Origin of the sequence: Candidatus Chloroploca mongolica, from assembly GCF_004762035.2 — a bacterium.
Lineage (GTDB): Bacteria > Chloroflexota > Chloroflexia > Chloroflexales > Chloroflexaceae > Chloroploca > Chloroploca mongolica.
Genome location: NZ_SIJK02000003.1, coordinates 144,533 through 158,533, shown reverse-complemented (window position 1 = coordinate 158,533; position 14,001 = coordinate 144,533). Strand labels below are relative to the sequence as shown.

9 protein-coding genes are annotated in these 14,001 nt (G+C 58.8%); 7 read left to right on the top strand and 2 right to left on the bottom strand.

The genetic code is table 11. From position 1 onward, the window contains the following. Positions 1-52: 52 nt before the first annotated feature. Positions 53-2,836, top strand: coding sequence for a delta-60 repeat domain-containing protein (locus tag EYB53_RS03005; RefSeq protein WP_209949575.1), 2,784 nt, complete (start codon positions 53-55; stop codon positions 2,834-2,836). A gap of 58 nt (positions 2,837-2,894) precedes the next feature. Here EYB53_RS03005 and EYB53_RS03000 read toward each other — a convergent pair whose 3' ends face one another. Further along, on the bottom strand, positions 2,895-4,859 hold the full coding sequence (locus EYB53_RS03000) for a hypothetical protein (protein ID WP_135476569.1): 1,965 nt from the start codon (positions 4,857-4,859) through the stop codon (positions 2,895-2,897). 263 nt (positions 4,860-5,122) lie between these two features. Between EYB53_RS03000 and EYB53_RS02995 the strand changes: the two genes are divergently transcribed. Continuing rightward, a complete protein-coding gene (locus tag EYB53_RS02995; RefSeq protein WP_135476567.1) occupies positions 5,123-6,433 on the top strand; it encodes a bifunctional folylpolyglutamate synthase/dihydrofolate synthase in 1,311 nt (436 codons plus the stop codon). A gap of 28 nt (positions 6,434-6,461) precedes the next feature. Next, positions 6,462-7,379, top strand: coding sequence for a polysaccharide deacetylase family protein (locus EYB53_RS02990; protein WP_167857229.1), 918 nt, complete (start codon positions 6,462-6,464; stop codon positions 7,377-7,379). A 72-nt stretch (positions 7,380-7,451) separates the two neighbouring features. Here EYB53_RS02990 and hflX read toward each other — a convergent pair whose 3' ends face one another. Beyond that, positions 7,452-8,798 carry a GTPase HflX gene (gene hflX / locus EYB53_RS02985; RefSeq protein ID WP_135476564.1) on the bottom strand — a complete coding sequence of 449 codons (1,347 nt, stop codon included), beginning with the start codon at positions 8,796-8,798 and terminating at the stop codon, positions 7,452-7,454. Between the two features lie 189 nt (positions 8,799-8,987). Between hflX and EYB53_RS02980 the strand changes: the two genes are divergently transcribed. The 4 genes from EYB53_RS02980 (at position 8,988) to dhaL (ending at position 13,942) form a co-directional block, all read left to right on the top strand. Then, a complete protein-coding gene (locus EYB53_RS02980; RefSeq protein ID WP_135476562.1) occupies positions 8,988-10,895 on the top strand; it encodes a vWA domain-containing protein in 1,908 nt (635 codons plus the stop codon). Positions 10,896-10,975: 80 nt separating this feature from the next. Further along, complete coding sequence (locus EYB53_RS02975) at positions 10,976-12,121, top strand: carboxylate-amine ligase (protein WP_135476560.1); 1,146 nt, start codon at positions 10,976-10,978, stop codon at positions 12,119-12,121. Between the two features lie 25 nt (positions 12,122-12,146). Continuing rightward, the gene (locus tag EYB53_RS02970; RefSeq protein WP_135476558.1) at positions 12,147-13,292 is read left to right on the top strand and encodes an acyl-CoA dehydrogenase; all 1,146 of its coding nucleotides are present in this window, start codon (positions 12,147-12,149) and stop codon (positions 13,290-13,292) included. 20 nt (positions 13,293-13,312) lie between these two features. After that, positions 13,313-13,942, top strand: a complete 630-nt coding sequence (gene dhaL, locus EYB53_RS02965; RefSeq protein WP_254150851.1) for a dihydroxyacetone kinase subunit DhaL — start codon at positions 13,313-13,315, stop codon at positions 13,940-13,942. Positions 13,943-14,001 lie beyond the last annotated feature (59 nt).

The following is a 14,001-nucleotide window of genomic DNA, read 5'->3' as shown; positions in this document are numbered from 1 at the left end:
CCAGCAATGCTGGCCTCGTTGGTCACATCCAGCAAGCATTTGGAGGACAATTGTGAAGCGTTTGATGCTAATCTTTTTCATAGCAAGTGCCATACTGCTGCAAAGCACAGCCAGTCTCCAGGCCGTTCAAAGCCAGGAACATCCGGCGAGTCTAGCCCAGATGAGCCAACTACCACTGCTTGATCCCACCTTCGCCCCCCGTTTCGAGGTCGAGGGAACGGTGGAGGCGGTCGTTGTCCAACCAGATCACAAGATCATTCTTGCCGGCTCTTTTCAGACGGTGAATGGCGAATTACGCGACGGCATCGCCCGGCTGAACCCTGACGGGACGCTCGATCAGTCGTTTCGTCTGACGGCCCCGTTGATCCTGGGCAGCCCAATGTTTCGCACGCTCACCCTGCTGGCTGACGGCAAACTCGTTGTCGGCGGAAGCTTCAGCATGATGGGGAGCGATGACCAGTTTCGGCATCACGTGGCGCGACTTGATGCCGATGGACGGCTTGATGAGACCTTCATTGCCGATGTCAACGGCTCGCTCTACACCCTCCTGGAGCAACCAGACGGTAAGCTTGTGGTTGGAGGGGAATTCACGCAGGTCGCAGGAGAAGATCGCCAGAATCTTGCCCGTCTCAATGCTGATGGCAGTCTCGATCCGAGTTTTGGAATCGGCGAAGGGGCTGATGGCGCAGTGTACGCACTGGCTCAGCAAACTGATGGCAAGCTCCTCCTTGGCGGGATGTTCAGGAACTTCAACGGGACTGCCGCCTATTACCTGGCCCGCCTGGAGAGCGATGGAACGCGGGACGCAACCTTTGCCGTCAATGCGAACGATACTGTCTATGCGATCGCCGTGCAGCCCGATGGCAAAATCGTCTTTGGTGGGGCCTTCAATGCGGTCAATGACGTCACACGCTTTGCGCTGGCGCGGGTGCAGCCCGACGGAACGCTGGACGACCTGAATCCGGGGATGTTCTACGAAGTCAAGAGCATTCTCGCCCTTGCCGACAACTCACTCGTGCTGGGGGGTTGGTTCTCAAGCATCATCTTTGGGGGCAGACCGATCTATCATGATGCGCGGATGGCGCTGGTCAATAACGAAGGAAGCCTCGCCAATATCGTCACCTTCGATGGGCAACCAACGGAAGTGAAGACGCTGGCCGCACGATCGGATGGACTGATCATCGCAGGTGGCAACTTCCGCAACCTCGTCAAGTTTGAAGGCTTCCCGGTGATCTACCGGCACAGCCTGGCGATGCTGACACCTAGCCTCGAGATGATTGGCAATTTCGAGGTGATCGTTGCCAATCCTGGGCATGTGCAACAGATCGTACCCCTGGCGAATGGCGAGGTGCTCGTTGTCGGGGCCTTCAGCCTGGTCAATGGGATGCCGCAGATCGCCGCCGCCCGGTTGAGCCGCGAGGGTGACTTCGATGCAGCTTTTGTGCCGCCTTTCCGGCGGAGCAGCAACCAGGTCTCCTCGGCAATCGCGCTGCCTGACGGGAGCTATCTGCTTGGCGGTAATTTTACCGATAATTATACTGATCAGGATTTAGTTGGTCAGACGCTAGTTCTGGTGGATCAACGAGGTGCGCTGTTACCCTTCCCCAGATATGGCCTACCGTTTCCGACGCTTTTGCTTGATACAAATGGACGGATCCTCGTTGGGGGTTGGGGCGGGCTCTTCCGCCTGCTCGCAGATGGAACGCTTGATGACTCGTTCGCAACTGACAGCGCACCAGGCAGTGGAACTGAGCCCGATGGCATGCCAGGGCGCATCAATGCACTGCTCGAGTTACCCAATGGTCAACTGATCGTCGCAGGCAAATTCAGCAGTTTCGCGAGCGAAGCACGGAGTACCATTGTCAGGCTCAACGCCAATGGCACGCTGGACACAACCTTTGTGTCACCCACATTTGAAACGCTCAATCCAAGTTTTTCGCCCCCAGAAGCCTATGCCGTGGCCCTCCAGGGAGCGCAGGTGCTGGTTGGCAGCAATGCGTTTGTGCAATCAGGCGAGGAGAGCCTGCGCAGCCTCGTGCGACTAGGCGCGGATGGGGCACTCGATCCCACCTTTGCCAACCCGTTTGGCAACAACGGGGGTGAGGTGCGAGCCTTGCACACCCTCAGTGATGGCTCAATCATGGTTGGTGGCACCCTTCAGATCGTAGCAGCCACGCAGATCTACAATCACATCTTCCAGTTACAACCCAACGGTCAACGCAACCCGGCCTTTGGCGTAGGTGTCACCAGCTTCTTTGGCTTTGGAACGGGCATCTATGACATTGCGCTGACCACTGATAACCGTCTGCTTATCGGTGGGCTGTTTCCTGAGCTTGAAGACTTGCCACGGCTGTCGTTCGGGGGCTACATCCTCCAGGAAAGCGCCGAGGCAACGATTGAGCCAGAGCGTGAAGCGACCCTGACGATCCCTGATGACGGCATAGACTACCTCTTCCCGTCGGGCACCTTTACCGAGACGGTGACCTTCACCCACACGCCCCAGCCGACAACAAACCTTCCCGCCACCGGAGGGCTGCGCGGCAGCGGCTATGCCTTCACGCTCACTGCGGTCGCGACGAGCAGTGGCGCACCGACGCAACCGGCCCCTGGGCAAGCGTTTACGCTCACGCTTGAACCGCTGGAAGTGGGGTCGCTGATTCCGGCAACCTGCGGCTTATGGCGCTGGGACGAGGCGAGCAGTACCTGGACCCAGGACGGTATCACCAGCAGCGTCAGCGAAGATGGCACCCGACTCACCGCAACAATCAGCCACCTCTCGCTCTTTGCCGTGCTCGGCGAAAGCCATCAGGTCTATCTACCATTTGCCCAACGGTAAGAGCCAGCATGGTAAACAAAAAAAGACCAGCTTTCGCTGGTCTTTTTACATGGTGATATTATCGATTCATTTCAATGATGACCGGCTCAAAGCCAACGATCAGTTCACGCCCGACAGCAAGTGGGTTGCCGGTCGGCCCATAGGCAGCGATAAAGCCAGGCGGAAGGGCGACCGGCGCCGTCGTCGAACTATTTGTCCAATAGATATGATACTCGCGGGTAGGGGTCGCGAAAGCATAGCCTTCGAGCGTACCCGTGGTTAACGGTCGCAGGTAGGTTGCGCCGTCGAGTCGTTCGCGCAGGAAGCGCATCGCAACAAACGCGGGACGCGGCTGACGACTGCGATCAAGCAGGCCGCCATCGCGCCAACCCGGACCATTCAAGGTATACCAGACACTGTTGACCAGGTCAGCGGCCCAACTGCGGGCATACATCCGGACAACATAGCTCGCCTGGTCATCATACAATCCCATAGCGCCACAGGGCTGATTCGCCCCGAGGCAGAGCAGGCCGCCTTCATTCATCATGACCGGCTTGCTGACGCCATAGGTAGCCATCGTCGCACGTACAAAGTCGAGCCGCCCGAGCAACGGGCCATTGCGATGAGACCACTTGGGCACATTCAGGTCAAAATCACTGCGCTGCTCACTCCAGAAGGTATAGGCGTGATAGGCCAGGATGTCGAAATACGCACCACCGCCCGCCGCTAGCACCCCCGCCAGGAAACGTCCCGGCTGACACGACGCATCAAACGAAGGATCGCAGTCGAGCAACAGGCCTCCAAAGATAACCTGAGCCTGCGGATCGGCCTGTTTGATCGCTGGATAGACCGCCTGGAGCATCGCGGCATACCGAGCACCACCATAGCCGGCGGCATCGCTTGCCTCGCCCCAACAACCAAACTGCGAGTCACCGGGTACCAGCGCGGTATCAACATCGGGTTCATTGCCAAATTCCCAATGTTTGACATTATAGGGAGGCCCGCTCAGGCGGGTCACGAGTTCGCCCATAAAACTGGCGAACGCCGGCAATTGTTGGGCAGCCACCGGGCCACACGCCGAGCCAGGCACCGCCTGCGCCCACGGCGGAGTACCACGCACAATCACCATCGGCGCAGCTCCACTCGCGCTGATCAAGGCAATTTCATTCAACACGCGGTCAAGCGCCGCCCAGTTGCGTTGCCCCGCAACCGGCTCGACCTCAGACCAGAGAATACCGTTATAGCGCACCCAGTCAGGGCGCAACTCGTTGAGACGGGTGGCAACGCTGGCGACCGCAGTGCGGTTAATCTCGACCCCAATGGGCGTCCGCCCCCCACGGGGATCAAAAGGTCGTTCAACAAAATTCGCGTCGGCACGCAACTCATTGCCGAGCAGACCGAGCAGCACCTTGAACTGGTCAGGATTATTCGGATGCCACTCAAAGCGGGCGCGCTCGAACCACTGGGTCAGGATCAGTTCCCCATTGGCGGCAGGCTCAAATTGGGCCGCCGTCAGGGGAAGACCGAAGAGAGCGAGCGATTGCTCGTAGGCACTCAAGCCAGGAATACGCAACCCCTGCGTCTCCCAGTAGCGCTTGAAACCGAGGCCTGCATCCTGGTCACAGACATTCTGGCGGGTCGCTTCAAACCAGCGACAACCCGGCTGAGGCGTCGCATCTGAAGGGGCCGGGGCCTCACGGCCCAGGATCTGCAAGCGTTCCGCGCCCATGCGTCCGAGCAAGACGCGGTACGCAGGCGGATTCTGCGGGTGCAACTCGAGCCGATTGCGCTCAAACCATTGCACCTGCAACACGCGGCCTTCGATCTCGACCTGCTGAAGCGGGCCGAGCGGATAGCCAAAAACGGGCAGGCCACCATTGCGTTGCCAATAGGCGGTAAACACCGGATCAATGCAATGATCAATGCCCGGCACCCCTGGAAAGCAGATCGGCTGCGGTGGCTGCTGCGCCAGCGTCGAAGAAGCGGGCCAGGCTAGCAATACAACCAGAAGCACAAGGAAAACATAATGCCGTATCAAACGCATTGGTCTTTCTCCATAACATACACTAGGATGCAACTATCGTACCATAGGTTTGAGCGAGCACGTTGCATTGACCTGCGTAACACTCTCACCTATACTTGCGGTGCAAGGGATGTCTCGCTCCCTGCGTACGCAGGGAGCGGTTTGGGGGCCTGCGGCCCTCAGGAATCTCACTTGTGCTGGCGCAAACAACTAGCTTTGCTGGTTGTTTGCGCTAGCACAAGCATGGTTTTTAGAGCGCCAGCGAGGAGCGCAACACGAAATATATGCTGACAACCTACCAGGAAGCCCTGGATTATATTTATAGCTTCATTGACCCGACCCGCAAAGGGGCGACAACCGATGAGGAAGCGAACCGGAATCTGTTGCGGATACGTGCGCTGCTGGCAGATGCAGGCAATCCCCAGCACACGTTCCGTTCCGTCGTCATTGCGGGGACGAAGGGCAAGGGAAGTACGGCCGCCCTTGTTGAAGCAATCGTTCGCGCAGCCGGGTGGCGCACCGGTCTCTTTACCTCGCCACATCTGCACTCCTACCGCGAGCGGTTCCAGATCGACCGGACGCTGATCAGCCAGGCCGATCTGATCAGCCTGGTGGCGGCGCTCCAGCCCGTGATTGACCACTTTGATCCTGAACCGTACGGGCGACCAACCACGTTCGATCTGAGCCTCCTGCTCGCCTTGCACTATTTTGCTAGCCAAACGATCGACCTTGCCGTGCTGGAAATTGGGCTAGGAGGACGCTTCGACGCTGTGAATGTGGTGACGCCAAGCGTTGCAGGCATTAGCTCAATCAGCTACGACCATATGGCAATCCTGGGGGCGAGCCTCGCCGAGATTGCCTGGAACAAGGCTGGCATTATCAAACCCGGGGTGCCTGTTGTGACCGTTCCCCAGGCTGATGAAGCCATGCATGAGCTTATCAATGAAGCAACGCTATCCCAGGCCCCCCTGTGGCAGGCCGCGCCAGCAGGACTGGTGCCCCTCCAACCACCAGGAACGCCCATGGCCTACCCGGTTGCACCACAACCTGCGCTCCAGGGTATTTTTCAAGCTGAAAATGCTCGCCTCGCGCTCGGGATGGCGTTGCTGCTAGAGGACACCGGTTTCACCATCGGTAGCGAGGCGATGCGGCGGGGATTGGCCGAGGTTCGCTGGCCCGGTCGCTTTGAACTGATTCCAGGGGAACCACCGGTGCTTATTGACGGTGCCCACAACGGTGACTCGGCGCAGAAACTGATTGCGTCGCTCAAGGCCAGCGTGCCCTATGAGCGCCTGATCCTTGTCTTTGGCACCTCGCGTGACAAAGCGATCAGTGACATCGCCGCCGAACTGGTGCCATTTGCAACAATGGTGATCCTGACACGCTCGGCGCACACACGGGCAATGGATCTGGATCGCATGGTGGCCGCCGTAACCCCACACCTGCAAGGCACGCTGCTGGTGAAACCTGATGTGGCAACTGCGCTTGCGATCGCCCGCGAACTCGCCAGTCCTCACGATCTTATTCTGGTCACTGGCTCACTCTTTGTCGTCGCTGCCGCCCGCGAGGCTTTGGGAATGGCCGTGGCTGACTAAAAGAGACATTTGTGCTATGATACTTCCTATGAAAGTGTCAACCCTGATCATCGTCATCGCGCTCATCCTCACCGCAGTCTTCATTCTGCTGGCTGAGCGTGAGCCTGCGGTGCGGCTTGCTCCGGCTGAGGCCGTCCTCGGGCTTGGTGGTTATGCGCAACCTGATCAGGCCGAAGCAGCCGCTTCCGGCGATCTGGTGATGCAACCCGGGCACGCCGGTCGGGAAGAGCGAGCCCGCAACAGTTTCACCCCGGCCCCTGAAGGGGTGCGACCGCATATTCCGATCCTTATGTATCATTATGTACGTTATGTCGACCGTGCGGTTGACCCGCTCGGCTTTGGGCTCTCGGTGACACCCGAGCAATTCGCGGCCCAGCTAGCCTGGCTGCACAGCAACGGCTACGAAACGGTATCGATGGCGGATGTAGCGCGTTGCATCCGGGGCGAAGGCCCGTGTCCAGCGCGGGCGGTGGCGCTTACGTTTGACGATGGCTATCTCGATGCCCACACCGAAGCCTTGCCACGGTTATTGGTCTACGGCTATACCGCGACATTTTATATCGTCAGTGATTTTGTTGGGCGACCGGGGTATATGGGATGGGAAGAGTTACGGGCGTTGCGGGATGCAGGGATGGAGATCGGGGCGCACAGTGTCAACCACCCCGATCTTACCCGCATGCGCCTTGATGAACTACGCGACCAGGTAGGCCGTTCGGGTGCCGTGCTCGGAGCCGAGCTCGGCCAGCCTATCGTCAGTTTTTGCTATCCCCTGGGGCGCTACAACGATACCGTGATGGCCGTCACTCGTGAGGCAGGCTATCTCTCGGCAACCACAACGCGCACCGATCTCAGCCAGCACGACCCCTTTGCCCTGCCACGCCTGCGCATCAGTGGGGACACAAGTCAGGCCCGTTTTGAACAGATGATCACGGCGTATCTGCCATAATGGTTGCTTGCAGGATCACTGACACCCTGCGGTGCGCTGCGAGCTATGCTCGCAGCGCACCGCAGCCATCCTCTACTTTGGCGCACGTGCCGAACGATACGGCCCAAATTGCGCGGCAAGATCCCGTGGGATACGCCCCAGAATGTGGGTTCCATCACCGGCATACTCTTCCTGCTCGATGACGCCACGACGATGCCAGAGCGAGACAAGGTCATTACGCTGGTAAGGAATGAGCACATCAAGGGCAACCATCGCCTCGCCAAGCGCCTGCTCGATCCGGCTCGTCAGACGATCCAGCCCCCACTCGCGCTGCGCCGAGACAGCCACCACATCACTGGGCAGACCCATATCGGCCACAACCTGAGCAACATCATCGGGGCCGACGCCCTCCATGCGATCGATTTTGTTGAGCACGGTCAAGGTCGGACGCTTGTCTACGCCAAGCTCAGCCAGGGTCTGCTCGACCGTCTGGGCATGTTCCTGCGCATTCGGATGCGTCAGATCGACAACATGTAAAAGAATATCAGCTTCATTGATCTCCTCAAGTGTGGCCCGAAAGGCCGCAATAAGCTGGGTCGGCAATTTTTGAATGAAACCGACCGTATCCGTCATCAAGATCGTCTGACCACCAGGGAGGGTAAGCTGGCGCGTCGTCGGATCAAGGGTCGCAAACAGCTGATCGGCCGCGTAGACATCCGCCCCCGATAACGCATTGAGCAACGTGCTCTTGCCAGCGTTGGTGTAGCCTACCAGGGCCACAACGGGAACCTGACTCTGGCGACGGCGTTTGCGATAGAGTTCGCGGTGGCGGTGGACATCAGCCAGTTGGTCTTTCAGCCAGGCGATGCGCCGATCAATCAGACGGCGGTCGATCTCGAGCTGGGTTTCACCAGGCCCACGCAGACCAACCACACCGCCCGCCGAGGTTCCACCACCGGTACCGGCCTGACGCTCAAGGTGCGTCCACTGGCGCCGGAGGCGGGGCAACAAATACTGATATTGGGCGAGTTCGACTTGCAGACGCCCCTCGTGGGTGCGCGCATGCTGCGCAAAGATGTCAAGGATCAACGCAGTCCGATCCAGCACCCCAATCTGCAACTCCTGCTCAAGATTGCGGGTCTGACCAGGGCTCAACTCATCATCAAAGACCACCAGACCGGCAGCGTGCTGTTCACAGAGGGCCGCAACCTCTTTGACTTTACCAGGGCCAATAAAAAATTTGGGGAAGGGCTGATCGAGCCGTTGAAAGAGACTTCCGACCACTTCGAGGCCGGCCGTCTCGGCTAGCATGGTCAACTCAGCCAGCGAGTCCTTCGCCGTCCACGAACTACGCGCACTTGCAACCTCGGCACCAACAAGCAAGGCCCGTGTACGCGGAGTCGCCGTCGTATGCAGCCGCTTCCCATCCTGAGAACGCAACTCTTCTATGTTCGTCTCCCTTCAGGACGCGCCTACGTCCCAATCAATCCCGCACGAACGTGCGTCTAACGACACTGTATATGGATTGTAGCATTGCTTGGTACGAGCGACAAGGGACTTTGGGCGTAGGTTTTTGGTCTTGACGAACAGGCAAAGGGGCTGCTATCGTGTAGGTAAGGAGGCATCGTTATGTCATTGCTTGCTCCATTGGCGCTGCTCGGCGCTGCTCTCGTTGGGCCACTGATTGTGGCGATGTATCTGCTCAAGTTGCGCCGCGAGGATCGTCCGGTCTCGTCGACCTTTCTCTGGCGACGGATGGTGCGCGATGTCGAGGCCAATGCACCCTGGCAGAAGTTGCGGCGCAATCTGTTGCTGTTGCTCCAGTTGCTGTTGATGCTGCTGCTGGTCTTTGCGCTCGCACGACCTTTTGTCGCCGCCCAGGGCATCAGTGGCACCAATCTGATCATCATTCTCGATCGCTCGGCGAGTATGGGCGCTACCGATGAAGTTCCGAACCGCCTCGAAGGCGCAAAGCAACGCGCCCGCCAATTGGTTGACCAGTTGCCCGACGGTGGCAGGGCGACCATTATTGCAGCAGGTGGCGAGATGGAGGTGCCGGCAGCGGCGACCTCTGACCGTCGCGAGTTGCGCCAGGCGATCGAGGCAATTCAGTTGACCAACAATGGTGGCTCCGATCTTGGGCAGGCCTTGACGCTCGCGTCGGCCCTGGCGGCCCGCGATGCCGATAGCGAGGTGGCAATCATCTCGGATGGCAATGTCACCGTGCCCGCCGAGTTGCGCGTACCCGCCCGCGTCAGCTATTTTCCGATTGGGCGCAGTACCGAAAATGTCGCGCTCAGTGCGATCAACCTTCAGCCGAGTCTCGCCGGGCAGACCCTCTTTGTGCAGGCAACCAACTATGGCGAGACCATCGTCAATCGCCGCCTCGATCTCTATCTCGACGGGGCCGTCTTTAACGCCTATGGCCTGACACTCGAACCTGGCCGCGATCAAGGCATTGTCGTTGAGCTTCCGGCACAGGTGCAGGTCGTCGAGGCGCATCTGGCCGGTGAAGATGCGCTGGCCGCCGATGATCGTGCGTTTGCCGTCAGTAGCGTGGGCGATACCGTCCAGGTGCGCCTGGTCAGTGATGGCAACCGCTTCCTCGCAACTGGCCTCGGTCTGCTGCGTGGGGTCGAGGTAAATGAAGTGCCAGCAGCAACCACGGTCTTCACCGAGTCGGTCGTGCAGGTTCCCGTGACCATTCTTGATGGCGTCGTGCCACCAGAACTTCCTGCAGGCAACCTGCTTTTTATCGGACCGTTGCGTTCAACCGACTATTTTTCGGTCACTGGCGAGATCGAGTTCCCTGTTGTGCGCCCGATTGGGGGTGACGAACTGCTGCGCAACGTAAGTCTCAGCGAGGTGAGCATTCTCAAGGCGGCACGCATTGTCCCCGGGAACTGGGCACGTACCGTGGTTGACAGCGATGGTGCGCCGCTGTTGATGGTTGGTGAACGCGAAGGCCGTCGTATCGCCGTGCTGGCGTTTGACCTGCGCAATTCCGATCTTCCATTGCAGGTTGCATTCCCCCTCTTGCTCTCGAACCTGATGGATTTCCTGGCCCCTGGCAGCGGGGCCGAAGGTGCGCAGGTTTTGCCTGGGCAACCACTCGCCTTTCAGGTTGACGAAACCATCACCGAAGTACGGGTACGGTTGCCTGACGGCAGCACCATGAGTAGCCGCAACAACGATGTCCAGATCCAGGGGGGACAGGCCATTTTTGCCGCCACCAGCAGCCTCGGCGTCTATCTGGTCGAAGAATTCCAGGGCAACGAACTGATTGCGCAACGCCAGTATGCGGTCAACCTCTTTGCGCCGAGCGAATCACGCATTGCACCCCAGCGTGACCTCAACATCGCCCAGGCCAGCGGTGCCCAAAGCACCGTCTCACGCGAGCGCGACGGGCGTCAAGAATTCTGGCGCTGGGTCGCCCTGATCGCCCTGATCATTCTGACCATCGAATGGCTCGTCTATCAACGCAATGGGCTGAGTTATCTGCGTGAGCGATGGCGCGAGCGGCGCTCGGCTGGGTGAGCTTCATCCACCTATTTGTGTGTATAATAAAGAGGCCCCCAGGCGCACGACCATAGGCCGTTACGTGTCAGGAGAAAGCCTTGAGCGTCTATAATCCGATGGACTCTGACTTTGCCTTTACGCTGGGTATCGAAGAAGAGTACCAGATCATCGATCCCGATACCCGCGAATTGCGCTCGTACATTACCCAGATTCTCGAGCCAGGACGGATGATCTTGCGTGAGCAGATCAAACCCGAAATGCATCAAAGCATTGTCGAGGTTGGCACCAAACCGTGCCGCACGATCACCGAAGCCCGGGCCGAAATCACCCATTTGCGTGGAACGATTGCCGGTCTGGCGGCACGCCACGGCCTGAAGATTGCTGCCGCAGGAACGCATCCGTTTTCTTCGTGGATGACCCAGGAAATCACCCCGCACGAGCGCTACGATGCGATGGTCGGTGAAATGCAAGATGCCGCCCTCCAACTGCTCATTTTTGGCATGCATTGCCATGTCGGGATGCCAAGCAATGAAGCGTCCATCGAATTGATGAATGTGGCCCGCTATATCTGCCCCCATTTGCTCGCCCTTTCGACGTCGTCGCCCTTCTGGATGGGTCGCAATACGGGCTTCAAATCGTACCGCAGCGTTGTCTTTAGCGGCTTCCCCCGTACCGGTACGCCGCCAAGCTTTAATTCCGCCGGTGAATTCGAGCGTTATATACAACTTTTGATCAATACAGGCTGTATTGATAATGGCAAGAAGATCTGGTGGGATCTGCGCCCGCACCCCTTCTTTGGTACCCTCGAGTTTCGTGTCTGTGATATTGCGACCCGCGTCGAAGAGTGCCTCGCCCTGGCAGCCGTTATGCAGGCGTTGATCGTCAAGTTTTATATCATGTTCGAAGAGAATACGACCTTCCGCGTCTATCGCCGAGCGTTGATCAACGAAAATAAGTGGCGTGCGCAGCGCTGGGGTCTCGACACCAAAATGATTGACTTTGGCAAACGGGCCGAAGTCGACACCAAGGCGCTGGTGTATGAGATCGTCAAGCTCGTTGACGATGTGGTTGATATGCTTGGTTCACGCAAAGAGGTTGAGTATCTGCTGAAGATTGCGGAAGGCGGTTCGAGTGCCGACCGCCAACTCCACATCTTTGCCGAGACCAACGATCTGCGGGCGGTGGTCGATAATCTCGTCGCCGAAACAATGGAGGGGGTTGAGCTCTTGACCCCTCAAGGGTAGACAATCCCGCATAGAGGAGACAACGATGCACTTCGCACTGACCGATGAGCAGGAATTGATTCGGCGTACGATGCGTGAGTTCGCCGAGAAAGAGATTGCGCCACGGGCGCGCCAGGTTGATGAGACAGGCGAGTTCCCCCACGCGACCTTTGCGGCGATGGCGCGTACCGGACTGATGGGGTTGCCGTTCCCCGAAACCTACGGCGGGGCCGGGGCTGATACGGTCAGCACGGCCATCGCGATTGAAGAAGTCGCTCGGGTGTGTGGCTCAACCGCGCTGGCCTATGCCGCCCATATGGGCCTCGGTTCGGCACCCATCTATATGTTTGGCACCGAAGAGCAGAAACAGCAGTTTCTCGTTCCCGCAGCTCGTGGCGATTACCTCGGTGCCTTCGGGCTGACCGAACCCCACGCAGGATCGGATGCCGGCGCAACCCGGACAACTGCGGTGTTGGCGGGCAATGAGTGGGTGATCAATGGGCAAAAGATGTGGATCACCAATGCCCCTCTAGCCGGCCATCTTATTGTCACCGCCGTCACTGATCCCGACCGTGGCAAAAACGGAATTTCGTCCATTCTTGTGCCTAGAGGGACGCCTGGGCTGAGCTTTGGTAAACACGAACCCAAAATGGGGTTGCGTGGCTCGGTCTCGACCGCTGTGATGCTTGAAGATGTGCGCGTCCCCAAAGAGAATCTGCTCGGTACCCGCGGGCGCGGCTTTGTCCAGTTTTTGCAGGTGCTTGACGGGGGGCGCATTGGCATTGGCGCGATGGCCGTTGGACTCGCCCAGGGAGCGTTTGAGGCGGCCATACGCTACGCCCGCGAGCGTGAAACTTTTGGCAAACCAATCGGGGCGCATCAGTCGGTCGCTAATCTGATCGCCGATATGGAAGTCGGCCTCCAAACAGCCCGCCTCGCAATCTATCACGCGGCGTGGCTCAAAGATCAAGATCGCCCCTTTTCCCGCGAAGCAGCCGTCGGCAAACTCTACGCCTCTGAGGTTTCAGAACGGGTCTGCCGCGATGCCATCCAGGTCTTTGGCGGGTATGGCTATAGCCAGGAATTCCCCGTCGAGCGGATGTATCGTGATACCCGCCTGCTGACTATTGGCGAAGGAACGTCGGAGATTTTGCGCGGGGTAATTGCTCAGTCAGTCCTCGGTCTGCGCTGATCTGAGGCAACTATATCATCATGATGTCTATTACGACTGGAACGTTGCGGAACTGGTTGCGGCATGCAGCCGCGCTGATCCACGAACAACGTGACTATCTGACCAGGCTTGATGCGGCGATTGGCGATGGGGATCATGGCGTCAATCTTGATCGCGGTTTTACCGCGATTGTCGAGTCACTGGCCCAGCATCACGGGGGCGATGCTGGTACAATCTTGAAGACCGCAGCAATGCGCCTGATTGCGACCGTAGGCGGGGCCAGCGGCCCCCTCTACGGAACCGCCTTCCGTCGAGCTGGCAAGCTCAACGAAGGGTGCCAGAGCCTTGATGAACACCAGGTGCTCGCGATGCTCCAGGCATTTCTCGACGGGGTGTCAACCCTGGGCAAGGCGCATCCAGGTGATAAAACGATGGTTGATGCTTTGGCCCCTGCCGTTGAAGCCTATGCACAGGCGCTGAGCGAGCAGCAGTCGCTCGCAGAGGCGCTGCAACGAGCGGCTGCGGCAGCACACCAGGGGGCCGCAGCAACGATCCCTCTGCTTGCCCGCCGTGGACGTGCCTCGTACCTCGGCGAACGTGCGATTGGGCACCAGGATCCCGGCGCAACCTCGGCGGCGTTGCTGATTCAGGCGTTGGCTGAAGTTGTCTGATCTGCGGTTGCGTATCTGTGACCATCGTCGGTCAAAGTGGGCGGTAAGGGGTTCAGGCC

Coding starts and splice junctions, on each gene's coding strand:
- EYB53_RS02990 (WP_167857229.1), top strand. CDS start 6,462: ATGAAAGTGTCAACCCTGATCATCGTCATCGCGCTCATCCTCACCGCA.
- dhaL (WP_254150851.1), top strand. CDS start 13,313: ATGATGTCTATTACGACTGGAACGTTGCGGAACTGGTTGCGGCATGCA.
- EYB53_RS03000 (WP_135476569.1), bottom strand. CDS start 4,859: ATGCGTTTGATACGGCATTATGTTTTCCTTGTGCTTCTGGTTGTATTG.
- EYB53_RS02980 (WP_135476562.1), top strand. CDS start 8,988: ATGTCATTGCTTGCTCCATTGGCGCTGCTCGGCGCTGCTCTCGTTGGG.
- EYB53_RS02995 (WP_135476567.1), top strand. CDS start 5,123: ATGCTGACAACCTACCAGGAAGCCCTGGATTATATTTATAGCTTCATT.
- EYB53_RS02970 (WP_135476558.1), top strand. CDS start 12,147: ATGCACTTCGCACTGACCGATGAGCAGGAATTGATTCGGCGTACGATG.